This is a genomic window from Paenibacillus sp. FSL R7-0026, assembly GCF_038004485.1.
In the GTDB taxonomy this organism is placed as follows: Bacteria; Bacillota; Bacilli; order Paenibacillales; family Paenibacillaceae; genus Paenibacillus; species Paenibacillus xylanexedens_A.
Map to the genome: position 1 here is coordinate 5,270,915 of NZ_JBBORG010000001.1, position 23,649 is coordinate 5,294,563.

The 23,649-nt window shown below is 48.2% G+C and carries 18 protein-coding genes; 7 read left to right on the forward strand and 11 right to left on the reverse strand.

The genetic code is table 11. The features are described 5' to 3' along the window. Positions 1 to 38 precede the first annotated feature (38 nt). On the reverse strand, positions 39 to 5,252 hold the full coding sequence (locus MKY44_RS23090) for a WIAG-tail domain (protein WP_341008772.1): 5,214 nt from the start codon (positions 5,250 to 5,252) through the stop codon (positions 39 to 41). A gap of 514 nt (positions 5,253 to 5,766) precedes the next feature. On the opposite strand from MKY44_RS23090, the gene MKY44_RS23095 reads away from it, so the two are divergent. Both MKY44_RS23095 and asd read left to right on the forward strand, forming a co-directional pair. Beyond that, the gene (locus MKY44_RS23095) at positions 5,767 to 6,897 is read left to right on the forward strand and encodes a YheC/YheD family endospore coat-associated protein (RefSeq protein ID WP_341008774.1); all 1,131 of its coding nucleotides are present in this window, start codon (positions 5,767 to 5,769) and stop codon (positions 6,895 to 6,897) included. Between the two features lie 85 nt (positions 6,898 to 6,982). After that, positions 6,983 to 7,774, forward strand: a complete 792-nt coding sequence (gene asd, locus MKY44_RS23100; protein WP_047841263.1) for an archaetidylserine decarboxylase — start codon at positions 6,983 to 6,985, stop codon at positions 7,772 to 7,774. A gap of 347 nt (positions 7,775 to 8,121) precedes the next feature. On the opposite strand, the gene MKY44_RS23105 is transcribed toward asd, so the two are convergent. Together MKY44_RS23105 and pdxR are read right to left on the reverse strand one after the other, a co-directional pair. Further along, positions 8,122 to 8,907: an AraC family transcriptional regulator gene (locus MKY44_RS23105; protein WP_278298407.1), complete on the reverse strand. Its 786-nt coding sequence runs from the start codon at positions 8,905 to 8,907 to the stop codon at positions 8,122 to 8,124. Between the two features lie 178 nt (positions 8,908 to 9,085). Then, positions 9,086 to 10,543, reverse strand: a complete 1,458-nt coding sequence (gene pdxR / locus MKY44_RS23110; protein ID WP_341008776.1) for a MocR-like pyridoxine biosynthesis transcription factor PdxR — start codon at positions 10,541 to 10,543, stop codon at positions 9,086 to 9,088. 154 nt (positions 10,544 to 10,697) lie between these two features. Here pdxR and MKY44_RS23115 point away from each other — a divergent pair, with 154 nt between their 5' ends. From MKY44_RS23115 to MKY44_RS23125, 3 genes are all read left to right on the forward strand, one after another. Further along, positions 10,698 to 11,315: a pyridoxamine 5'-phosphate oxidase family protein gene (locus MKY44_RS23115; protein ID WP_341008777.1), complete on the forward strand. Its 618-nt coding sequence runs from the start codon at positions 10,698 to 10,700 to the stop codon at positions 11,313 to 11,315. A gap of 178 nt (positions 11,316 to 11,493) precedes the next feature. Next, positions 11,494 to 12,792: an aminotransferase class I/II-fold pyridoxal phosphate-dependent enzyme gene (locus tag MKY44_RS23120; protein ID WP_341008779.1), complete on the forward strand. Its 1,299-nt coding sequence runs from the start codon at positions 11,494 to 11,496 to the stop codon at positions 12,790 to 12,792. A gap of 217 nt (positions 12,793 to 13,009) precedes the next feature. After that, on the forward strand, positions 13,010 to 13,135 hold the full coding sequence (locus MKY44_RS23125; RefSeq protein WP_206759599.1) for a YjcZ family sporulation protein: 126 nt from the start codon (positions 13,010 to 13,012) through the stop codon (positions 13,133 to 13,135). Positions 13,136 to 13,304: 169 nt separating this feature from the next. On the opposite strand, the gene MKY44_RS23130 is transcribed toward MKY44_RS23125, so the two are convergent. From MKY44_RS23130 to MKY44_RS23150, 5 genes are all read right to left on the reverse strand, one after another. Beyond that, positions 13,305 to 14,522, reverse strand: coding sequence for an ABC transporter permease (locus MKY44_RS23130; RefSeq protein WP_340906992.1), 1,218 nt, complete (start codon positions 14,520 to 14,522; stop codon positions 13,305 to 13,307). A gap of 2 nt (positions 14,523 to 14,524) precedes the next feature. After that, on the reverse strand, positions 14,525 to 15,277 hold the full coding sequence (locus MKY44_RS23135) for an ABC transporter ATP-binding protein (RefSeq protein WP_340906993.1): 753 nt from the start codon (positions 15,275 to 15,277) through the stop codon (positions 14,525 to 14,527). A gap of 27 nt (positions 15,278 to 15,304) precedes the next feature. After that, entirely contained in the window at positions 15,305 to 16,678 is a 1,374-nt protein-coding gene (locus MKY44_RS23140; protein WP_340906994.1) for a DEAD/DEAH box helicase, read from the reverse strand. A 395-nt stretch (positions 16,679 to 17,073) separates the two neighbouring features. Next, a complete protein-coding gene (locus tag MKY44_RS23145) occupies positions 17,074 to 17,847 on the reverse strand; it encodes an SDR family NAD(P)-dependent oxidoreductase (protein ID WP_036605800.1) in 774 nt (257 codons plus the stop codon). Between the two features lie 56 nt (positions 17,848 to 17,903). Next, the gene (locus tag MKY44_RS23150; RefSeq protein ID WP_036605799.1) at positions 17,904 to 18,362 is read right to left on the reverse strand and encodes a chemotaxis protein CheX; all 459 of its coding nucleotides are present in this window, start codon (positions 18,360 to 18,362) and stop codon (positions 17,904 to 17,906) included. A 456-nt stretch (positions 18,363 to 18,818) separates the two neighbouring features. On the opposite strand from MKY44_RS23150, the gene MKY44_RS23155 reads away from it, so the two are divergent. Both MKY44_RS23155 and MKY44_RS23160 read left to right on the forward strand, forming a co-directional pair. Then, the gene (locus MKY44_RS23155) at positions 18,819 to 19,721 is read left to right on the forward strand and encodes a LysR family transcriptional regulator (RefSeq protein ID WP_036605798.1); all 903 of its coding nucleotides are present in this window, start codon (positions 18,819 to 18,821) and stop codon (positions 19,719 to 19,721) included. 30 nt (positions 19,722 to 19,751) lie between these two features. Continuing rightward, entirely contained in the window at positions 19,752 to 20,561 is an 810-nt protein-coding gene (locus tag MKY44_RS23160; RefSeq protein WP_341008782.1) for a histidinol-phosphatase, read from the forward strand. 486 nt (positions 20,562 to 21,047) lie between these two features. On the opposite strand, the gene MKY44_RS23165 is transcribed toward MKY44_RS23160, so the two are convergent. From MKY44_RS23165 to MKY44_RS23175, 3 genes are all read right to left on the reverse strand, one after another. After that, positions 21,048 to 21,680, reverse strand: coding sequence for a GNAT family N-acetyltransferase (locus MKY44_RS23165; protein WP_341008784.1), 633 nt, complete (start codon positions 21,678 to 21,680; stop codon positions 21,048 to 21,050). 168 nt (positions 21,681 to 21,848) lie between these two features. Further along, on the reverse strand, positions 21,849 to 22,580 hold the full coding sequence (locus tag MKY44_RS23170) for a metallophosphoesterase family protein (RefSeq protein WP_341008785.1): 732 nt from the start codon (positions 22,578 to 22,580) through the stop codon (positions 21,849 to 21,851). Positions 22,581 to 22,637: 57 nt separating this feature from the next. Further along, positions 22,638 to 23,612, reverse strand: a complete 975-nt coding sequence (locus tag MKY44_RS23175; protein WP_341008786.1) for a metallophosphoesterase — start codon at positions 23,610 to 23,612, stop codon at positions 22,638 to 22,640. Between the last annotated feature and the right edge of the window lie 37 nt (positions 23,613 to 23,649).

Below are 23,649 nucleotides of genomic sequence, written 5' to 3' on the forward strand. Positions count from 1 at the left end.
CGCTTTTGTCATTTGTGTATTACGGATACAATCCTGCACTATCCTTGCGAAGGTCCCGCAGCAATCCATGACAACAACCCGTACGTATGCTTGCAATCTGCTGTACGTGACACTTCAAGTACCGCTTCATCCTCACTCTGCGAGAGCAGGGAAATCTGGAATCCCCGATCATTACTCATGCCCACAATCACATAATGTTCTGAAGCAAATGATTCTTCAAAAACAACAGTTACCTCTGTGCATACTTCACTCTCTGGCAGTACAAAAGCTTCCATCCCGAATTGTTGTACAACCGGTTGCTTGCTTACGCTGCGAACGGGCTGGAAGGCCAGATGTTTGGCTTGAACTGCCCCCAATTGCAACTGGCTGCTGCCCACGGCATCATCACACAGGTGCTCCTGTTTAATGGATTGTTCACTTAACATAAACTCCGTAGTTCCAGCGATCTCCTGTGACTGTTCAAGCTGTGGTTGCTGAGCCTGATCTTCCTGATCTGCCTGCACTGCCTGCTCAGTTGTGAACAAAGCTTCCGGTAGTTCGCCAAGCTGATCTGTTTGGGATACCAGCTCTTGTTGTTGCTCCAGACCAGCACTCGGTATTGCCTCGACGATTACCTGCTGTGATTGCTGTACACCTTCATTTTCTGGTTGAAGCAATCCCTCTTGTCTTTTGATAGCTGCCAGTTGCTCCAGCGTTTCTCCACTGAACTGACGGATCGCATTCCATATCTCTTCGCTCAGATGCGCTGGACCTACAATCCCCGCATTCAAATGATTAGAGGTAATACTCTGCTCACTCAGTTTGCTGCCGTTCACGCTGCCATCGGCCAATTTGGCACTGGTGACGGAACCATTTTGCAGATGAACCCCGCTTACTGCTTCCTCTTCCAGATGAGTTGTGCGAATACTGCGTTCTTGAATATGATCAGCAAGAATGGTTCCATCCTGGATATGACGAGTTTGCACACTTTTGTCTGCTATGTGGATAGCCGATACCGCACCTTCAAGCAATTTATTACCGTTTACACTGCCGTCAGCCATTTTGGCACTTGTTATGGAACCATTGTGCAGGTGAATCGCACTTACCGATTCCGCTTTGAGGTGGGAGATCCCAATGCTTCGCTCTTGAATATGGTCAGCATGTATGGCTTTCTCTTGGATATGACGGGATTGTACACTTCCATTGGCAATATGGACATCTGACACCGCATCTTCAAGCAGTTTGCTGCTGCTCACACTGCCATCCGCCAGTTTGGCACTCGTTACAGATTCATTTTGCAGATGAACTGCACTTATTGCTTCCTCCTCCAGATGAGACGCACCAATGCTATGCTCCTGAATATGATCAGCAAGGATCGCTCCCGCCTGGATATGGCGAGTTTGCACACTTTCCGATGCGATATGGCTCCCCAATACAGTATCTTCGAGCAATTTGCTGCCGCTAATGCTACTGTCAGCCAATTTGGCACTTGTGACGGACCCATTTTGCAGATGAACCGCACTTACGGCTTCCTCTTCCAGATGGGCTGTGCCTATGCTTCGCTCCTGTATATGACCAGCATGAATAGCTCCTGCCTGAATATGCCCGGTTTGCACACTTTCCGATGCTATATGAATTCCGGATACCGTACCTTCGAGTAACTTGCTGCCAGTTATACTGCCATCCGCCAGTTTGGCACTCGTTACAGATCCATTTTGCAAATGAATGGCACTTACAGACTCCTCTTCCAAATGTGCTGTGCCGATGCTCCGCTCTTGAATATGATCAGCATGAATGGCTCCTGCCTGAATCTTACTGGATTGCACACTATCGTCTGCAATGTGGATATCCGATACGGCTCCTTCAAGCAACTTGCTGCCGGTTACACTGCCGTCGGCCAACTTGGTACTTGTTACAGATCCATTTTGCAGATGAATGGCACTTACTGCTTCCTGTTCCAAGTGAAGCATGCCGATGCTGTGCTCCTGAATATGGTCACCAAGGATTACTCCTGCCTGGATATGGCGGGAATGCACACTTTCAGACGCGATATGGATTCCTGACACCGCATCTTCAATCAACTTGCTGCCGGTTACACTGCCGTCGGCCAGTTTGGTACTGATGACAGACCCATTTTGCAGGTGAATCGCACTTACTGCTTCCTCCTCCAGATGGGTTGTGCCGATGCTCCGCTCCTGAATATGGTCAGCATGAATAGCCCCAGCCTGGATATGCCCGGGTTGCACACTTTCGGACGCAATATGAACCCCCGATACGGTTCCTTCAAGCAATTTGCTGCCGTTGATACTGCCATCCGCCAGTTTGGCACTAGTTACAGATCCATTTTGCAAATGAACCGCACTTACAGACTCCTCATCCAGATGAACTGAGCCAATACTGCACTCTTGAATATGATCAGCAAGAATTGCTCCTTCTTGGATATGACGGGTTTGCACACTTTCATTGGCAATGTGAGTAGCCGATACGCTTCCTGCAGCTAATTTGCTGCCATCCACACTACCAGTCGCTAGTTTGGAGCGTGTCACAGATTCATCCTGCAAAATAATCGTACTTACCGCTTCTTCTTCCAGATGAGACGTTCCGATGCTGCGTTCATGAATATGATGAGGAAGAATTTCACCATCTTGAATATGACGGGAATGTACAGCTCCTTGCTGCAGGTGAACAGCACTTGTCGACTCTGCCTGAAGATGCAAACCACTGATCAAACCTGGCTGAAGGTGAGCCGCTGTAATGGATAAAGGAGCCAGATGGTCTGTTTCGACAGATCCGGGTGCCAAGTGATGCGATGTGACCACCTGTTCAGCAATATGCTCCTCATGAATGATGTCTGGCTTCAGATGCTGTGAGCTCACTACTTGAGTCCCCAAATGGTCAGATTTCACGCTGCCGTCTGCCAGATGGACGGATTGTACAACGGATGGTTGCAAGTGCTCGCTACCTACAGCAGCCTGTTGCAGTTCTGTTCCGGATACCGAGTCTGCTGTCAAATGGTCCGCACTTATGGAGCCATGCCGAAGTTTGTTGCCGGTAATACTGCCATCAGCAAATAATTCCGGTGAGCGTATCTCTTCCGACAAATGTTCCAGTGAAACGGAATGCTGCTTCAGGTGATACCCGCGAATGGTTCCTGCTGGAATATGTTTGGCGTTAATACTCTCTGCCATAATCTTGGAAGAAGTCACGCTACCGTCTGCCAGTTTAGCTGACGTGACAGCAAAATCCGCCAGTTTATCTGTTGCAACACTCTCTGGTGAAAGCTTGGGGGAGGTAACCGCATGATCTGTTAGATGAGGCGGAAAAATGGACCCGCCAGCCAGCTGGGCTGAAGTTACACTATCAATAGCCAATTTGTCAGTGGTGACCGCGGCCCGTGCAATCGCATCCGTTTCAACACTACCCGGCTGAAGATGAGGTACACCTACGGCATGTTCTGTCAAGTGTTCCGATTTCACTGCATAAGGTCTCAGGGCCTCGGAACCCACGCTGCCTGGAGCCAGATGTGTACCTGTGACTCCACCACTCGCAAGATGCGAGGATATAACACTTCCCGGGGCAAGTGCTCTGCTACTCACCGATGCCGTTCCAAGCTTTTCTGTTGTCACACTTCCATCCGCGAGTTTAACGTCTGTAACGGCAGCATCCTGCAATTCATACGTACCCACGGCCGACTCTGCAAGATGCCGCTCACTTACCACGTCGTCTGCAAGAGCGTCTCCGGACACACTTCCGGCAGATAGATGAGCTGCCTCGATGCTTCCACTTGCAATGTGAATGGAGTGAATTGCGGAATTGTCCACATGTACCGGAGTAATTCCCCGATTTGCAATGTGTTCCGCACGAATGGACCCTTTGGCAAGATGTTTACCCTGTACGGCTTCATCAGCAATTTTGGAAGAAATGACGCTCTGATCAGAGATCTTGGATGCCGTAATGGACTGCTCCAGCAATTTTGCTGTTCCAACAGACTGGTCTGCCAGTTTGCTGCTGGTTACTGCACCTTCCGTCAAATGCTCACTGCCGACTTCTCCATTGCCAATCTGCTCCTTGCCAACGGAATGAGCGCGAATCTGACTTGATCCGATTGAACCGTCCAGGAGATGTCTTCCAGTTAGTGAACCCTCAGCTAAATGTCTTGTTTGTATGGATCCATCCTCTATCTGGTCACTTCCAATACTGCCATTTAATAGTTGTGAACGACCGACAGACCCTTCTGCCAGATGTGTCTGTTTAACAGCACCTGCCTGAATATGGTGAGACTCGATGGAGTGTTCTTCGATTTTGCTGCCTGTGACAGCAGCTTCACGAATTTTGGTTGTAGTCACTGCATCGTCAGCCAGTTTGGAGGTATTCACAGCTCCTCCCGTGAGATGCCTTGTATCCACCCCGCTAATCGCGATCTTGTCTCCAGTTACGGCATGATTTTTGATTAATTCTTCCGTTACCAGCATGCGGCTGAGATGTCTTGTGCTGATGGAACCGTCGGCAATTTTAGCCGAATCGATGGCCTGGTTGCCAAGCTTCTGAGAAGTAATACTGCCATCTCTGATTTTCTCGCCTGCAATAGAAGCATTTCGTATTTTGTGACCAGACACAGAACCATCAATCAGGTGCTCCTCAGATACAGACGCTTCCGCAAGTTTCGCTGAAACAATGGCACCGTCTGCAATGTGAATGCTGGTCACCGCATAATCCTGCAATGCTTCACTGCCGACCGCATCCGGTTTCAGCTTGGAGGCATCTACAGAGAAAGGAGCCAACTTGCTCTCCGTAACAGCAAATTCACTCAAGTCGTCCGTGTAGATGTAATGTCCGGTATGACCCGGCATCTGGTTCTGGTTCAGGATCTGCAGCCGGTCCTTGTTTGTTGTTTCTTGTTTGATGATACCCACCTCTTCTTCCAGAACAAGCGGAGCCACGCTGCTAACCTGAATCTGCTTATCCGAGCTATCTTCTGTCTCTATTTCCTTGCTATCAGACTCTACGGGTTCCGGCTTGATTTCGGCTTCGATCTCTAACTCTTCCAGCTCGTTTGTTGAAGCAGGTAGCTCCATTGAGTCGAATAGGAATTCTTCCGACTCCTGAACAGCTCTCGAATCCCTTTTATTCGTATTCAAGCGTTCTTCCCTATTCACAGTGAAACCTGAGTTCATCTTGTCTGCCCGGCGATCAGTCAGTTCCAATTCCTTGTATTTCGGGCTCACATGCCGCAGTTTCGGCGTCGGAACCTTCTTTTTGCCATTTTTACTCATGCAGCTTGCTCCTTCCTCTAACGTTCGTCTCCGGCATCATATGCTTCCATCTGGGCATCTGCCACTTCATTTATGACTTTTGCGGATTCCAGAGCACGAATGTACGGGCGTCAAGACAGGAAGGTTCGATAATCTTCGTGGAAATAGGCGTGTCAGGGCAGCAGAGGAAAGGCGGCTGTCCACGCCCCCGTCCCAGTCATGTCATAGGATATTATATCTAGGTCGTGTCTGAAAACTCGCTGAAGTGCATCTTTCACCGTCTTTTCGCCCCTGCTGTGTCACTTTCCCTTGATGTGCCCCGGCACGCCTGCGGAAAACTTCCTTGCTTGGAACGAAAATTCGGCAAAACCTGCTTCCTTCAGAGTTTTAGACACGCCCTGAGCAAGCACTAGTGCTTGGCGATGCATCTTACACACCGGTCTGCGTTATCGCGATGTCTGAGCCATGCGGTGACAGGCCGGCATTCCATGAATGGACGATCCATGGTCGCGATAACATCGAAGGAGGAACGGTCATGCTCCAAGAAACGATCGGCATTATGTTCGATTCACGCATGTACCGGGGGATACCGGCCGGAAGGACCGGTCAGGAATCACTCGCGAATTATGAACAGGCAGCGGCCAGTTATGGATTAACTCCCTGCTTTTTGAGGCTGGAAGATATCGATTCGGATCAAAAAACATGTCTTGCCTATGTAAAAAAAGAAGGCAGATATGTTCGCGAGCGCATGCCACTTCCCTCCGTCATTCATAACCGCTCACTCCAGCTTCGCCGGACGGAACAACATCAGATTACCAAGCTGATGTTGCAGGGTATCCAGGTATTCAACGTTCGCAACCGGTATCGTAAAGATCACATTCATGACATGCTTCATCAGGACCTCGCCTTGCGAGAACACTTGCCCCATGCAGTTAAAGCTACGCCAGAGTCTCTGGCCTATATGATGGAACAATATGATGACCTCGTCATCAAACCATGCAGCGGTAGTATCGGTCATGGTATTATGCGAGTCTTCGAGCGAGATGGACAGTGGAAACTAACCTGTGAGACAAAGGCTGCACGCAAAGGGTGGGCTACCTTCCGTTTGAGCAAAGGACAGCTTCCTTCCTCCACCCTAAGGCGGATCTTTCGCCATGCCTACCTCATTGAAGAGCGTATCCCACTGGTACGTTATGAGGGCAGGCCAGTAGATTTGCGGGTATCTGTACAACGTGGCAGCGATGGTCTTTGGGGAATAACAGGCATGTTTGCCAAAGCGGCTCCTGCCCATACGTTTGTCAGCAATATCGCCCAGGGCGGTAAAGTCATGAAGCTCGCAGAGGCCCTTGGATTAGGGGAATCTGGCTTTGACCTGGCTCGACTGGAATACAGAATCGGACTCGTTGCACTTCGAATTGCCCAGAACCTGGCCGCCAGTCTTCCACATCTGGCTGATCTGGGTCTTGATCTCGGGATAACGCGCAGCGGCCAGATCTATTTTATTGAATGCAATGGACGGGATCAGCGTTACGGTTTTCGCAAGGCGGGAATGTCGGAACACTGGAAGGCAACGTACAGCAAACCGATGGCTTATGGGCGTCTGCTGCTGGAACAGAATTCGAGAATTCCGAGACAACCGCAGACATACGATAGGAGACTATATTGATTTCGTGTGCATTCTGTGTCAATATTATGCAGAACGGCCGGTCTTGCCGGCCTTGAAGTTCGCATTAACCCTAAGGGGGATATTCATGGCAAAAACGCTGTTGCGATTAATGACCGAGCTTTCTTCGCGCAAATGGATCTCCCGGACTGTGGGAGCCTTCTCCAAAAGCCGGGGAAGTAAGGCATTTATCCCTTATTTTGTCCGGACCTACGACATCCCTGTTCAGGAGGCCGAGAAAGACTGGAAAGAATACCGTTCACTGAACGATTTCTTTACCCGCAAATTAAAGCCGGGCATGCGCCCGTTGGAACTTTCAGAGCATGCACTGATCAGCCCGGTAGATGCCAAGATTACGGCAGCCGGTCCAATATCTGCAGGGACACTCCTGAATGTTAAGGGACAAAATTATACACTTGCTGAATTATTAAACCACTCTCCCCATCTGGAGAAGTACAAGCACGGGTACGGGTTCGTCCTCTATCTCAGCCCTCGCGACTATCACCGTATTCATGCACCTGTCAGCGGCCGCAAAATAGAGAGCGAACACATCAAGGGCAAAGTTTATCCCGTGAATGACTTTGGCCTGACCCATATGAGATCCGTGCTTAGTCGAAACGAACGACTCATTACGTATATCGCACACGATTACGGTGAAGTGGCGGTTGTCAAAGTAGGTGCGATGAACGTGAGTAGCATACAATATGCTGATACGGACACAAGTACCTGGGCACAAGGCGATGATCTGGCCTATTTTGAATTCGGTTCCACCGTTGTTCTGCTGACGCAGAGTGGCACATTCGAACCAAACCCGGGCTTACAGCCAGGCGATTCGGTCAAAATGGGCGCATTGCTTGGTCGTTTGAAACCAAAGAACTAATGAGTCCATACGCAAATAAAGAGGATGGCGCAACACCTGTAACCAGGTATTGCGCCATCCTCTTTATGAATTCATATTCATCCATATATACATGCAATACGAAGCTTCGCTCCGTCGTTATTGGTCTGCTGAGTTCTCCTCAAAACCACACATCTTGCAAGTCCTCTGCCGGTTTGAAGCGACGCAGACGGTTCCGGAAAATATTGCATCCCTTCGTAGAGCATCCCCGGTTGCGGACCCGACGTTTTCCGTTCATCACAAGTTCCCCCTTTTGGTCATCTGGAATGCTAGATAATTACCCTTGCATTCCAGACTTGAAACGGTTTCCTGTTTTTCTCATCAGAATTTTAACGAATCTCGGACGGGCTTTTGCCGGTATACTGCTTGAACTGACGACTGAAGAAGAAAATATCCCGGTAGCCCAGAGCATCCGCCACTTCGGTCACATTCATGCCGGTATGCACCAGCAGATGTTCCGCCCGTTCAATACGCATGCGGATAATATAAGATTGCACCGATGATCCCACCAGTTCCTTGAACTTGATCGAGAAGTATCGGGGCGATAAGCCAGCCCGCGCAGCCAGATCTTCCACCCGATGCGTAATCCCGGGATGCTGACGCACATAATTGGCGACCTCCTGGATCACATCGGACAACTGGTTGCTCACCTTTTTCTCCACAGGTTCTTCCGTATCGGCGCGCAGCAAATGAATCATCAATTGTTTTAGAATCAATCGGCTCTCTTCATCACGTCCGTACACATCCGATAAAAACAGTCTTACATAACGTGCCAGCAAGTGCTCAAACTCCACCGTTTCCTGTACCTCGCGATAGGACTGAGGAACGTCAGTAACAGGCACGTCCACATCAAAGTGAATATACGTAAGTACCAACGGTTTTTGCTTATTATGTGTTGCAGTAGGATGATCTCCTGGCCTGAACAAAAAACAACTACCCTTGCCAACTTCATACGACTGGTCATTCAGTACAAGCGTTCCTTCACCACTCCATACATAAAATAAATCATAGTTTTGCATCGGTTTTTCCCGTTTCTGCCACTTCCAGCCCGGTTCACAGACAATTTTGGCGACAGCGGGCAAAATAACAAATGATGACGGCGATGCCTGCAGCATGTCGCCACTCCCCCTTGATAGTTAATCTCTCTGCATATGGCATCCTACTGATCTGAAACTCACTTCTTCAATCAAGGCCATATGTATTTCAGTATCTTGCATCATTCAATACAACTTGCTCATATATAATCTCTGCTCCTACAGGAGCGAAATGTCTTATCCCATTATACAGCGGAATTCACCGAAACGAAAATGTGCACTTCTCCCAGGCTAGCCGCATTCGCCGGATTCCCTCGGTTATCTCTTCTTTCTCCAGATGTGCAAAAGCAAAACAGGCCGCCGGATGACCTGAAGTCAACCGATATCGCTCTGCATCACGGAACAATATGCCATCCTCCTCAGCAAGCTTTTTAAATCGCTGATAACTGTCCACATCGCCATTCCAGGTAGCGTAGATATGCAGTCCTGCATCACCAAGCTGCATGGTGAATGCCTCCGGCAGCTGTAGTTCCATCTCTCGCACAAAAAAATCATGCCGTTCCCCATATAACCGGGTTAACCTCCGTAAGTGCCTCAGGTAACCTCCTCGGGTCATGAACTTCGCCAGTGCGCGCTGCTCCAGCAGTGCCGGAGGTACCGGTTCATACAACGCCTTGGCGGCAAGCAGAGGTTCTACCAGACCAGGTGGCAGGACGGCGTAGCCCAGTCGAAACGAAGCAACCATCGTTTGTGAGAATGAACCCACGTAGATGACGCGCTGTTCACGATCAAGCACTTTAAGGGGTTCAATCGGTCTTCCGCCCCACCGGAATTCGCTGTCGTAATCATCTTCAATAATGACCGCATTTCGCTTCGAGGCCCACGCAAGCAAAGAACGTCTTCTGTCCAATCCCAGCACGGCTCCTGTTGGAAACTGCCGGGTAGGGGTGACAAATAACGTCTGTGCCTCCCATGGCTGAGGAATAATACCCGCCGTATCCACATCTGCCGGGATGATGTTCCCACCACAGGACTTAACCGCATGGGCAATGCCCGGATACCCCGGGTTCTCCAATACAACCGCTGCCCCCTCTGCGATCAGCAGCTGGGATAGCAGGGTAATGCCTTGCATTGAACCGCTGAACAATACAATCTGTGATGCATCAGCCTGGATGCCACGTGTCCATCTGAGATGGGAGGCGATGGCTTCACGCAGCTCCGGATCACCGGCTGCACCGCTAGGTTCTCGCCAACCACTGCGATGAACAGCAGCGAGTGCACTCTTCCACTCCGCCAGCGGGAAATGTTCTGCAGGCATACGCTGCATTTGGAAATTAATGATGGACGGCTTCGGTGAAGGTATCTGGGCCCGTGGGACATCATGTTGTGTATTCAACATCTGGACTCGTTCGCCCCAGGGAGACAGCTGGAGAACGGCTTCACGTTTCTCATTTTCCTGTATGGATAATGTTTCTGTTACAAATGTACCTCTTCCCCGATGTGCATGGACATACCCATCCGCAAGCAGCATGTCGTATACCTGAGCTACCGAACCACGTGACATCTCATATTGTCTTGCCAGTTCGCGCGTGGAAGGAAGCCTCGTGCCTCCCTCCAGTGTGCCTGCATGAATGGCATCCCGTAACGCATGGTACAGTGCCTCATACTTGTATCGATGTTGAAGTTCATAGGTATCCATCGGCAGCCACAATTCCATCGTGCACCTCTCCATCCGTCTTCATTCGTCATTCCTGACCAATTGGCCTACTAAAGTGAATGTAAATTGGATCTATTTCATTGTCAATGTATGAACTAATGTTATCCATAAGATATGGCGTTCTATTATACATTTCATTAATGGGGGAATACACATGAGACGGAAAGAATTCACAGTAGATGAAGAACAGGAGATTACCGCATTTCTGGATCAGTGCTCCTTCGGGTTTCTAGGAACGGTCAGCCCGGACGGACAACCACGGGTTACACCGCTGAATTTCGTATATATGGACGGTTGCTTTTTTTTCCACGGCAGTCTGGCTGGCGAGAAGATGAAACAGATCAAACAGGATTCGTCGGTCAGTTTCACGGTGGCTGAAGAGTTCTCCCTGATTCCATCCTACTTCAGTGATCCTGAGCTTGCTTGTCCGGCGACTTCTTTCTTCAAAAGTGTTATGGCCTTTGGTGAGGCTGAACCGGTTAAAGATCTGGACATCAAAGGTAAGGTATTACAACGATTCATGGAGAAACTCCAGCCGCAAGGCGGATATGTACCCATTGATGCTACTGACTCGCGTTACACAGGAAACCTCAAAGCTGTAGCCGTTGTAAGAATCGTGCCAAAACGAATCAGCGCCAAGTTTAAATTTGGACAAAACCTCTCCAGTGAACGATTTGATCATATTAGTGGTCAGTTAGAACAGCGCAATGAAGGAAGAGATACTGAAACTGCTGAAATGATGCGGAAATACTGTCCATTTCATCAGCAATAAGTTTCATTTCTTGAGGATTACTCCAAGGTTGAATTCAACGATAACCCACCCGAAAACCCTCTGCAACAACGCGGTAAAGCGATATAACTGTCATATTGCGTAATTTCCGTGACGGGGGCATGTCAAGGTGATATAATGTTAGGCAGTTGAATCACAAAGACTTGGAAGGATGAAAAGAATGAATCCACTGGCTGAACAGTTGAACGAAAGTATTCAGACAGGCAGCAGTCACGTCTACTCCATGCTGTCACAGCTTGGCAAAGAAATTTATTTTCCTAAAGAGGGGATCTTGAGTCAATCTGCTGAAGCAGCAAGCTTGGCCAAGACCCATAATGCCACGATTGGTATCGCCCTGGAGGGTGGTGTGCCGATGCATCTTCAGGTTATTCAGGAGAAGCTGTCTGCATTCCAGCCAAAGGATCTGTATCCTTACGCTCCACCTGCAGGCAAACCTGAATTGCGGACCGTCTGGAGAGACAAGATGCTGAAGGAAACACCTACGCTTGAAGGCAAAACGTTTGGCAATCCGATTGTAACCAATGCATTAACCCATGGACTGAGTATCGTAGCCGACCTGTTCGCCGATGAAGGGGACGCTGTCATATATCCGGATAAAAACTGGGAAAATTACGAGCTGACCTTCGGAATTCGTCGTCATGGCCAGTTGGTTCATTATCCCCTGTTCGATGATCAGTTGAACTTCAACAGCGATGGTCTGCTTCAGGCTTTGCTTGATCAAAAGGACAAAGGTAAAGCGATCGTACTGCTCAACTTCCCGAATAACCCAACAGGTTATACGCCTGGAGCCGAAGAAGCAGATGCCATTGTGAACACGATTCTTCAGGCAGCTGAAGCCGGTGTTAACGTGGTTGCTGTAACAGATGATGCCTACTTCGGACTGTTCTTCGAAGATTCCATTCATGAATCCCTGTTTGGCAAACTTGCCAACATTCATCCACGTGTGTTGACCGTAAAAGTGGATGGTGCAACCAAGGAAGAATTCGTATGGGGCTTCCGCGTTGGATTCATTACGTATGCCCATGAAGATGCAGCCGTTCTGCATGCATTGGAACAAAAAACACTCGGTATTATCCGGGCAACGATCTCCAGTGGCCCGCATCCTTCCCAGACTTTTGTACTGGATGCGCTCAAAGCACCGGAGTTTGAAGCACAGAAACAGGAGAAGTTCGAGATTATGAAAGGCCGCGCCAATAAGGTAAAAGCCATTCTCGATAGCGGCAAGTATGGAGATGCATGGGACTATTATCCGTTCAACTCCGGTTACTTCATGTGCCTGAAGCTAAAAGAAGTTGGCGCTGAAGAACTTCGAAGCCATTTGCTGCACAAATATGGTGTGGGTACAATCGCGCTGGGTGAATCGGATCTGCGAATCGCCTTCTCCTGTATTGAAGAATCCGGATTGGAAGATCTGTATGAAACCATCTATCGTGGAGTTCAGGATCTGCGGACGACTTAGTTAACACAGACCTGTACCCTGAATGATATAAGAACCCTTTGTATAACGGCGACGCTTCATGTCTCTGGATATACGAAGGGTTCTTTTGTGTTTTATCAGCCCAAAAGCTTTAATTTCTGGCTTTACCGGGCATCGGCCCAATCAGCCTACCCCCAAGGCACATAATATACGATGTACGCAAGGGCGTGCCAAACAACCACTTGAAAGGGGAATGACCATGTCTGGAGTTGAAGATACAAGAGGCGGTTATGGATGCGGCGGTTACGGAGGATTTACTAATACAGGTGCCATTCTCGTTCTGTTCATCTTGCTCGTGATTATCACTAAATCGTTCCTCTGTTAGTACCAATACACACTTGCGCGAGAACCAAGTGATCTGATTGCAAGATTCCATTACAGCACAAAGAAGGGTATTACGGGACACAGCCCGGCATACCCTTCTTTTGTTATCTTTTGTACCTCTCACTGATGAACCCAATGTAATAATCCGAGTTGGTCAGGTGTCCGATCGTTTACTCGTCTTCTTCTTCCTTCAACCACTTGTTACCTTGCGAACGCCGCATAATCACAATCACCAGTATACCCAAAATAAGTGCTACTCCGGTGACAGTCAGTCCGCTTGCTCCGGCAGCCAGCATAGGCAGCCACATGAGCAATGCAGCCAATGCGTGCAGATGGAATATGAATCCCAACACCTGAGAACGACGACTCTCACCCGAGATTGGATAGATCATAATCCAAAACGATTCACTATGACTGCGACGCAAAGCACCTAACTGAACACCTGCAAGCAACAGGAAGAACAGATACACCCCGACACCAAAGTAGCTGCCTGCTGTCCACCAGGATAGTAACATGCCCAGTACAACTAGGCGTAACACGATTGAGAACACTTCGGTTCGAACAAACGTTTTGGTTATCAAGTAACGGTAAGCTTTCCCTGCATTCCAGGGAAGACCACTCCCCAATTTGCTAAGCCAGCGACGCGAACTTACTTTCTGTCCGGATGAAGGTACATCCACAAACCAGCCAAGCGTACGCATAACCCTGCCAGCCTGCCCCTGCTCCACCTGAATCAGTCGTTCCCACGCTACCCGATGTTTCACCGGTATACGCAGGGCGACGACGTAGACAACAGCCAGCAACAGCAGGAACCAGACGCTGCGCTGCGGTGGCTGCCACAGCCAAGCGCCAACCGCCAGCACTGCCAGAGCCCATCGCAAGAGACGATATCCTCTTGCTGCCCCAACCTGAACCATTCTTAGCTCTTGCCATGCTCCATAACTGGACAACCCTTTCCACAGCAGCAGGAACACGATGAACCAGCCAAATGGCCGTGCACCCAGATCTGCTCTGACATAGAGCGGCCACAGTGTAACAAACACAAGCAGCAAGCCCAGAGTTTTATAGATGATGCCCCGGGCAAAGCTGTTCTTCAAATACTCCTGCATCCGGTATTCCTGTGGTCGCAGGAACACGATATCTGCCGGAAGCAGATATGTACGATAACTGCTAAACAGCACCAGTGGTGCCAGCAGCAGCAATGCAATCCAGCGAATCGGAAATTCCGCCGGAATATTCTGAACAAACGATGTATACCAGGCGGAGAACGCAATGACGAGAAATAAAAAGACCATCGCTACACCACTCTGGATCACATAACCCAGATAAGGAAGTATTCCGTTCCAGAATCCTGTGCGTCTTTGCTTCCATAGCAGCTTGAGATCCATGCTCAATCCCTGCCTTGTACGAGAGAATAGAACATGTGCTCCAGCGTGGCATCCGATTCCCCGAATTGAGAGCGCAATTCATTCAGCGTCCCTTGAGCAATGACTTGCCCACGGTGCAGAACGATAAAACGGTCACAGTAATTTTCAATCGTGGACAGAATGTGTGAACTGAGTAAAATGGATGATCCCGAAGCTTTCATCTCCAGCATAAAATCAAGCAAGGAGCGGATACCCAGCGGGTCCAGCCCCAGGAAAGGCTCATCAATGATGTACAGTGGTGGTCCTGCCACAAAAGCACACATTATCATAACCTTTTGCCGCATCCCCTTAGACAGGTGAGTCGACAAACTTGTGCTTTTCTCATTCATACGGAACAGTTCAAGCAGTTTCTCCGTACGTTGTTTGAAATCAGCCTCCGACACATTGTACGCTCTTGCCGTAAACTCCAGATGCTCCATCACCGTCATCTCATCATACAGTTCGGGTGATTCCGGTACAAAGGCCATAGCCGATTGGTAGATCTGCGCATCCTCTTCCCGCTTCTTGCCCATCACTCGTACTTCGCCCTGTTGAGGTGTCATCAAGCCGAGGATATGTTTCATGGTTGTACTTTTGCCAGCACCGTTTAAGCCGATTAGTCCGACCATCTCTCCACGTCCAACTTCCAGATCGATGCCGTGAAGGACTGGCCTTTTGGCACTATAACCTCCGCTTAACCCGCTGATTTGCAGAACAGGCGATTGAACGTTTTCCATCTATCCCTGCACCCCTTTCGTCAGATTCTATTCTTCGGAGCGTGGCGTTTTGTCTTTACTCCACTTGGGTGCTCCTTTGTTTTTACGATCCTGGTCGCGCTCCGTGCGGCCTGCATTCCCCGCTGGTTTGCTACCTGCTGGACGCGAATTGGAGATTGTAGCTCGGGTTCCCCCATTACGATTGCCCTGACCTGGTTTGCGATCTCTGGATTGTCCTGGTTTTCTGGAGAACGAATGTCCCTCAGGCCGCGTGTCCGGACGCGGGTCAGCCTCCAGTACTTTACCGCCAAAGAGTACACGTTCTGACAGTTCGATTCCGAGTTCGCGTGCGAATTTACGCATAATAAAGATCTGTGTTTCATCCACAATGGACAAAACGATACCCGAACGTCCCATACGGCCTGTACGACCTGCACGGTGAACATAGTGCTCCGAGTCAAAGGCAGGATCATAGTTAATGACCATTGGCAAGCCTTCGATATCCAGTCCTCTGGCAGCCACTTCGCTGGCAATCAGCAACTGAAGTTTGCCATTACGGAAGGCAGACAATACGTTACTGCGGGTCACTTTGTCAGCATCTCCATACAGCGCAGCAGCGGACAAGCCCAGATGATTCATTTTTGCTTCAACTTCACCAATATCTTCGGTTGCATTCACAAATACGATTGCCCGATCCGGATTGTACTGTCTAACCAGACGACGCAGCATGTCAATTTTGTTACGGTTTTCTTCTACAAAATAATAATGCTCCAGGCCCGCAGCCGTAGCTCGATCCGGTTCAATTCCGATCTGCACAGGCTCTTTCATCTCACGCTTTGCAAGTCCAGCCGTATGCTCATCAATGGTTGCTGACAGGAAGATCAGCTGACGGTCCCGCAATGCGCTCTTAAGTACAAAGTTCACGTCACTTACGCCGCCAAGTTGAAACACTTGGTCCGCTTCATCGATAACAATGGTGGAAACGTTGTGCATTTTCAGTTTTTTGAGTGTAATCAATTCTTTCAGTCGTCCCGGTGTACCCACAACTAATTGCGGATGCTCACGCAGCTTCTCGATCTGACGTTTAGCTGCTGCGCCACCAATCAGACCCAATACGCCGATCTTGCGTTCTTCCGCATAACGCTGTGCTTCTCGCACAATTTGCATCGCCAGCTCTTGCGTAGGTGCAATAATAAGTTTCTGCGTACCTTTGATATCCATTTTGATGGATTGTAACAGTGGCAGCAGATATGCCAGCGTTTTTCCTGTTCCCGTCTGGGATTTGGATACGACATCTCGGCCTTCCAAAATAACCGGGATCGTCTGAGCCTGTACAGGTGAAGGTTCGTTAATGCCATGTTTCGCCAAAACGGCCTCCAGATCCTGTTCCACGCCAATTGAAGCAAATGTTTGATTCGTCATGTATGTCCATCCTTTTAATTTATTCATTTTGATGTTATATAAGTTCAACTAATGAATATTTACACTGACACTACGACGACAGAACAACCTTCCGATCACTGTTATCCCCAGATTTTTTTGATTCCTTTTTTCCAAAAGGAAAAATCCGGGGATAAAGGTGCACGCTTCGCTTCTTCAGGTTATTTCAGTCCTCTCCGTTATTGTGTAAAAATTTAGTTGAACATATAAGTTGCTTGTATAAAACCGAAGCCTGTCATCACATTACCTTTCATTATATGCGAAAAAAGCCCGTGTACCAAATCTTATTCCAGAATTGTATGTATACACGCCAAAAAAAAGAAAAGCCCCTCGGCGGAGCCTTTCTTTCATTCCGTATATGATGCCTCGTATCACATTTACTTCTGATTCATTACACCGTGCGACAATCGATCTGCAAGACGAGGAAATAGCTGGTACAACCATATGCCAGCAGAAGCAAGTCTTGGCAGATTTACTTCTTCCTTGCGCTTTTTCATCGCCCGAATCATATGACCCGCAACGTCTTCCGGTTTCAACATCATCCAGCGTACATTATTCACATAATTGCCAGAAGGGTCAGCCCGATGGAAAAATGGTGTATCAATCGGACCCGGATTAATCGTTGTCACCAGGACGCCAGTCTTGCGAAGCTCTTGACGCAGCGCATTACTAAATCCGAGTACAGCATGTTTCGTAGCTGTATAGGAAGCGGACTTGGCTGTACCGATTTTGCCAGCCATGGAGGCCACGTTCACAATCTGACCTTTGCCACGTTCCAGCATCTGTGGAAGCACTGCTTTGGTGCAGCGGACAATGCCCATGTAATTAACGTCCATCATCTCATCGAATTCCTGTACAGACATCTCTGTCATCGCTGCGAATTTCCCGTAACCTGCATTGTTCAGCAAAATGTCGATTCGTCCGTATTTATGCAATATCGCATCCACAGCTGCCTGAACTTGCTCACTATCCGTAACATCAAGTGTGAGTAATTCATGCGGCCCTTTCAGCGAGGCACCAATCTCCTCCAGCTTGTCCCGTGAACGGGCAGCCAGAATTGGGATGGCTCCTTCTTCTATCAGCATCTGCGCACACAGCGCACCGATACCACTCGATGCACCTGTGATAAACACTACCTGATCTTTCAGCATCCGTAATGTCCTCCCGTATTGAACACATATTGCCTTTTGAGGCGTATGGTTCTATTCTACGAGATCATGACCTGAATATCCATCTCACCAATGCCGTCCATCAGCAAAGGAATGCTCAGTGCTTTCGTTGCACTAAATGTAGTCAGATGTTCGGATTTCATCACTTGTGGAGGTGTAATATCGACCACAACACCTTGGTTCGACAGAATCGTACTGGCATTACCACTGATCATATTACCGAGTTCCGAAATCGCACTTTTGCTCATTTCATCCATTTCTGTGATAACGAATCCGCCCATCATCGCAGATACAATTTTCAATGCAACTTGTTCATTAATTCCAAATACAATGTTTCCGCTAAGTTGTCCGGTCATTCCGATCACGATCCAGACATGGTCTGCAATGTACTCTACATTTTTCACGCCAAGACTCCCGGTGGAAGGCGAAACCTGGATGAGCTGTTCGAATACGTTCCGTGCCGATTCCAGGAAAGGATTAATCACTTCCGCTTTCACTGTCTATGTCCCCCTCGCACTGGGTTATTGGTCACACACCAAAAGTCCCATATTCATTAAATTTATTATACTTTATCACGTACAAGAATTCATTAAGAATTCGTTAAACCATGTGTACTATAATTTATCGTCATCCGTGGGGCAAATGTTTATAGCTGATTCTAGCGAATAAACAGCGCTTTTCACTTCTTTTGAAGAAAGCTTTTCGTTCATTGTGCGTGGCAAAAGGCATTTAGGACTTTATTACTGCTTCTCACAACTGTAAAAAAAATCAAATTCTTGTATTCGCGTTTTTTTCACAGTCTCTTGAACTACTTTTGATCCTGATAATTACCTTCATTGCTCTGCTGTCCTGAATCACCTATAATTTAAGATAACGGAACAATAACTAGTTACGGGATTACATCGAACCAAACACTACATAATCAAGAAATTTTGCCTGCAAGGAGGTCACCTATGAACATAAGCCAACTGGAGACACTAATTACCATTTCCAAAACGATGAGCTTCCGCAAGGCGGGAGAACTTCTGAACCTTACCCAGCCTGCCGTCTCGGCCCAGATCAAAAGTCTGGAGGACGAATTCAGCACCGTTCTTGTGGATCGGAACCAACCCGTTACCCTGACAGACCGTGGACAGGTATTCCTGGAGCACGCTGAACGGATGCTCGACATCGTTGATGAGTTAAAACAAAAATTGTCCGATCTCGATGAAACGCCTCAGGGACGTATCGTATTAGGCACAACAACTTCCATTGCTATTCAGATCTTGCCAAGGGTGTTATCCTATTTCCAAGATCAATTCCCGTTGATCAAAACCAGTATCCAATCCCTTCCCTCATCACAGATCTATACCCAGGTCGAAAATGGTCTGGTTGATATTGGTATCGGTTATCTCACGGAGCGTAATCCCAACCTGAATACATCTGTGCTGTACTATGACACATTTGAACTCGTGGTATCTCCTTCCCATCCGCTGGCGAAGAAAAAACATGCTGCAGTCGATGTACTCCGGAGTACACCATTGATTCTGCTGTCCCCTGATACCGTAGGACGAAGGTTTACGGAAACGATCTTCAAGAAACATAATATTGAACCTAATATTGTAATGGAGTTGTCGAGCAGCGAAGAAGTGAAACGGATGGTCGAGATTGATCTCGGGGCAGCTGTCATCTCCAAACAATCTGTTGCGCATGAGTTGCGTCAAGGTACATTGCGAATGATACCCTTAAGTGAGCTGGAGGTCAGTCACCCTGTCGGTGTCATCTATAAGTCCAGTCGATACCTTAACTCAGCGATGCAGCAATTCATAAGTGATCTCAAAGGTATGCCGGAAACCCAATTCATCAGTTCAGAATGACAATGAGCCATGAGAAAGGAAGGATTCCATATGAAATTTGATCTTCATACACATCATTTTCGTTGTGGTCACGCAGACGGCAACATCCGCGATTATATAGAGGCAGGTATTAAGGCAGGACTTCAGGCCATCGGTATCTCGGATCATACGCCATACTTTGGCAGTGAGCTTGAGCAGGCATTTCCCCGGATCGCAATGGGCAAGTCTGAATTGCAGCATTATGTGGAAGAAGTCCTTGCTCTGAAAGAAGAGTACGCTGGTAAAATCGATGTGCTGCTCGGCATTGAATCCGACTACTTCCCTGCTTATGCAGAATTGTACCGTACCACATTGGGACAGTATCCTTTTGACTATATTATTGGTTCAGTTCATCATACAGAGGATGTGAGTATCTTCAACAAAACCCGGTGGAATGGCCTAAGTAATGCTCGCAAAGTTGAAGTGAAAGAGAGCTATTATTCATTAATCCGGGAATCGGCTCGCAGCGGTATGTTCCAGATTCTTGGACACATTGATGCGATGAAAGGAAACTATCCACCTTTCTCCGAAATTATCGCTGATCAGGCCATTGATGAAACGTTGCAGGTCATTGCAGAATCCAACGTAGCGATTGAAATTAACACATCTGGCAAAACCAAACTTAGCGGTGGCTGGTATCCCTCGGATGCCATTCTGGAACGCGCTCATCATTATGGGGTGAAGGTAACATTTGGATCGGACGCTCATAAACCACAGCGGGTTGCAGACGAGCTGGATGACGTTCGTACACGCCTGAAGGAGATCGGATTCACCGACTGGGTGTACTTCAAGCAGAAACAGATGCAGATTGTATCACTGTAAAAAATATAGAACCACAGAGAAACCCCCACAGCGTTAACAAGCGCAGTGGGGGTTTTGGGTTTAATTCTAAATAAAAAAATATTATATAAAGTTAAACTACATATTTACACGATAACAGAGAGGACAGAAATAACTTGAAGAAGCGAAGCGGTCGCCTAAAAGCTTTCTGAAAGAAAGCTGCATCGGAAGCATACGCTATCAACGGATTTTCCCTTTTCAAAAGGGAATCAAAAAATCTGGGGATAACAGCGATCAGAAGGTTATTCTGTCATTGGAGTGGCCAGTGTAAATCCCCCACAGTTAACTTATATGGACAAAAAAAATGAACCCGCTCGCGCGGGTCCCAACAGCATTATCTATTATCAAAAAGGGGGTCATGAGATAAGTTTACCCCCTGTCTGTTAGAGTTCAATTGCAGCTATATTTCAATTGTGTAACAAATGATTGAAGTTCGATTCATTCACGTTTGACTACTCTTACTCTATGTCATTGCGGCTTGTCAGATACCAGGGTTTGCAGGTCTTTTTCCTGAAGCGGTCTGACGTATTGTTCCCGGTACATACTGTACACTTTAACATCCATCAGGGATGCTGATCCCTCGTCATCCTCATCATGCAGTACAAACGAGGGAAGACTCCGCTCATAGGACATCCCTATTTTGCTTAGCACCCGTTGTGAAGATACATTGGCCTCATAACAACGTGCTTCCACCCTCCCCAGATGAAGATCGTCAAATCCAAACTGCAGTAGCCGTTGTACCGCCTCGGTAGCCACACCCCTGCCCCAACAGGACCTGTTCAGGATATAACCAATCTGTGCGGTACCATTCTGATCATTCCAGTGCTGGAATGAGGTGATCCCAATCACTTGTTCCTTGCCTCTCCAGCAGATCCCATAATGTAACGAATCCAGCTTGGCGCTGCTGCTCCGTATCTGGTTCAATAACCGTCTCGCCCGGATTGGCGTGGGCTGGCTTCCCCTATTCACATATCTTATGACTTGAGGATCGGAAAAGAGTTCCGATAATGTGCTGTAATCACTTTGACGTAATGATCGCAGGACAAGACGCTCTGTCCACAAAGCCGGCAGACCTTGAACCAGCATTTTTCGGGTAAGCATGACAATCGCTCCTTTTGCCTAAACGGGCTCTAGTCCGGTAAGACAAGCATGCTCTGATGATGATCCGGCGTAATACCATTTGAACTGATCCACGAACTTTAGTATTCGCATTTTAGTATTAATATATTGCAACATTCAATTCCTCACGCTAAAAGGCCCAGATGCTGACTACTCCTGCAGCCCGCGATAGATACCCGTACGAATCTCACGAATATAGAAATCCAATGCAGGAACATTCGCCGACTGTGCAACCTGTACTTCTCGCTCAATATCATAAGGCACCCTCACAAATTGAACATTGAATGGGGTGTTGTTATCTTTGCAGTCTTCACCCTCCAGAATACAGTAGGAAGCTTGGGGAAGATCGAGTGGATTACCAACACTGCCTGCATTAAACAGTAACTTGCCGTTCATATACTGCAAGTATGCGTTATGCACATCCCCATAACCTACAACATCTGCAACACCTTGCTCAGGCTCATCAGCCGGAGGATCAAACATTGCCAACCTCTTTTCCATCGCGTCCCACGGCTGTACACGATGGTATACACTTTGGGGTGAAGCATGGACCAGACGGATGGTGCGACCGCTCAGTTGAAATTGATGACTGAAGGGTAGGCCCGCCAAGTACGCCAATCGTTCCTCACCCAACCGTTCTGCTTGCCACGTAAAGTTCTCGTTGTCCTGGTTAACCGCAACCAGTTCATCCCAATTGCCACGGATAACAAGTTCGCACGTCGCTCTCACCTGATCCACAACCTTTACCGGTTCTGGCCCCTTGCCCACGAGGTCACCAAGACAAAAGATTCGCTCTACGCCACGACTTCGGATATCTTTTAACACTGCTTCCCAGGCAGTCATGTTGCCATGAATGTCGGATACAATCGCAATTCTTTCCATCTGGATAACCTCCATTCATGTTGAATCCTTTATGTTTTATATTCATCTTATATTCTTTTATGTGGTTGATCCTTTAAGCTCAAAAACCGTTAATTCTGGTCTGCACAGAAAACGAATGGGCAGTTGAGTCATGCCAAAACCACGATTCACATACACCGGCATCTGTGTCTGGGTGGTGTAATATACCCCCTGGACATCCGTGTAATACAACCCTTGAACATACTTGTGTGAACCTCGCGGAGTTGTCAGTGCCCCAATCCAGGGAAAACGTACCTGTCCACCATGGCTATGACCGGAAAGTTGTAATCCGAAACCATAGGGAGTGGCAATGTCGGCATAATCCGGTTCATGCATAAGTAACAATTTCCACACATCGTGATCCAATCCCTTAATGGCTTGGGCAGGATCAGGCCTGCCTGTAAGTGCGTCATCCAGACCAGCTATGGCCAGACGTTCGCCCCCTTGTTCAATCACCACATGTTCGTTCTGTAACAAAGTGAATCCAGCTTCACGGAACATGGTTGTCACTTCATTCTGCTGTCCGCCCCGATAATCATGATTCCCCAAAACAGCAAATTTGCCATACTTCGCTTGCATGGAGGCGAGTACAGGAATACATTCTCGCATCGGCTCTGCTTCCCTCTCAACTATGTCTCCGGTAAAACAAATCAAGTCCGGTTGCTGCTCCTCAATCGTTGCTGCCAGCTTCTTCAGCTCTTTCACCCCGGTATGAAAACCAAGATGGGCATCGCTGAACTGAACTACACGCAAACCGTCAAATGCCTTTGGAAACTTCGGAAGTTTCAGCTCCACTTGCTTGATCTCCAGACGACGCGGTTCCCATAGCCAGGCATAACCTCCTGTAAGCAAACTGGCACCCGCCGTCATCAAAACCATGCGCAATAAGAAACTTCGGCGAGAGGGATCATGATCCTTTTCTTCCCCAGGAAACACAGACTCTTCTGCACCTGATGCTTTGTGCGAGCGCTGGGACGGCGAGTTGTTGCTGCCCTGACGCGGTGTCTCTGCCATATCTCCCCCTCCTTCTACGCTCTTAATCCATCCCCTT

Coding starts and splice junctions, on each gene's coding strand:
- MKY44_RS23095 (WP_341008774.1), top strand. CDS start 5,767: ATGCTCCAAGAAACGATCGGCATTATGTTCGATTCACGCATGTACCGG.
- MKY44_RS23160 (WP_341008782.1), top strand. CDS start 19,752: ATGAAATTTGATCTTCATACACATCATTTTCGTTGTGGTCACGCAGAC.
- MKY44_RS23140 (WP_340906994.1), bottom strand. CDS start 16,678: ATGACGAATCAAACATTTGCTTCAATTGGCGTGGAACAGGATCTGGAG.
- MKY44_RS23115 (WP_341008777.1), top strand. CDS start 10,698: ATGAGACGGAAAGAATTCACAGTAGATGAAGAACAGGAGATTACCGCA.
- pdxR (WP_341008776.1), bottom strand. CDS start 10,543: ATGGAATTGTGGCTGCCGATGGATACCTATGAACTTCAACATCGATAC.
- MKY44_RS23145 (WP_036605800.1), bottom strand. CDS start 17,847: ATGCTGAAAGATCAGGTAGTGTTTATCACAGGTGCATCGAGTGGTATC.
- MKY44_RS23105 (WP_278298407.1), bottom strand. CDS start 8,907: ATGCTGCAGGCATCGCCGTCATCATTTGTTATTTTGCCCGCTGTCGCC.
- MKY44_RS23135 (WP_340906993.1), bottom strand. CDS start 15,277: ATGGAAAACGTTCAATCGCCTGTTCTGCAAATCAGCGGGTTAAGCGGA.
- asd (WP_047841263.1), top strand. CDS start 6,983: ATGGCAAAAACGCTGTTGCGATTAATGACCGAGCTTTCTTCGCGCAAA.
- MKY44_RS23155 (WP_036605798.1), top strand. CDS start 18,819: ATGAACATAAGCCAACTGGAGACACTAATTACCATTTCCAAAACGATG.
- MKY44_RS23165 (WP_341008784.1), bottom strand. CDS start 21,680: ATGCTTACCCGAAAAATGCTGGTTCAAGGTCTGCCGGCTTTGTGGACA.
- MKY44_RS23175 (WP_341008786.1), bottom strand. CDS start 23,612: ATGGCAGAGACACCGCGTCAGGGCAGCAACAACTCGCCGTCCCAGCGC.
- MKY44_RS23120 (WP_341008779.1), top strand. CDS start 11,494: ATGAATCCACTGGCTGAACAGTTGAACGAAAGTATTCAGACAGGCAGC.
- MKY44_RS23090 (WP_341008772.1), bottom strand. CDS start 5,252: ATGAGTAAAAATGGCAAAAAGAAGGTTCCGACGCCGAAACTGCGGCAT.
- MKY44_RS23125 (WP_206759599.1), top strand. CDS start 13,010: ATGTCTGGAGTTGAAGATACAAGAGGCGGTTATGGATGCGGCGGTTAC.
- MKY44_RS23130 (WP_340906992.1), bottom strand. CDS start 14,522: ATGGATCTCAAGCTGCTATGGAAGCAAAGACGCACAGGATTCTGGAAC.
- MKY44_RS23170 (WP_341008785.1), bottom strand. CDS start 22,580: ATGGAAAGAATTGCGATTGTATCCGACATTCATGGCAACATGACTGCC.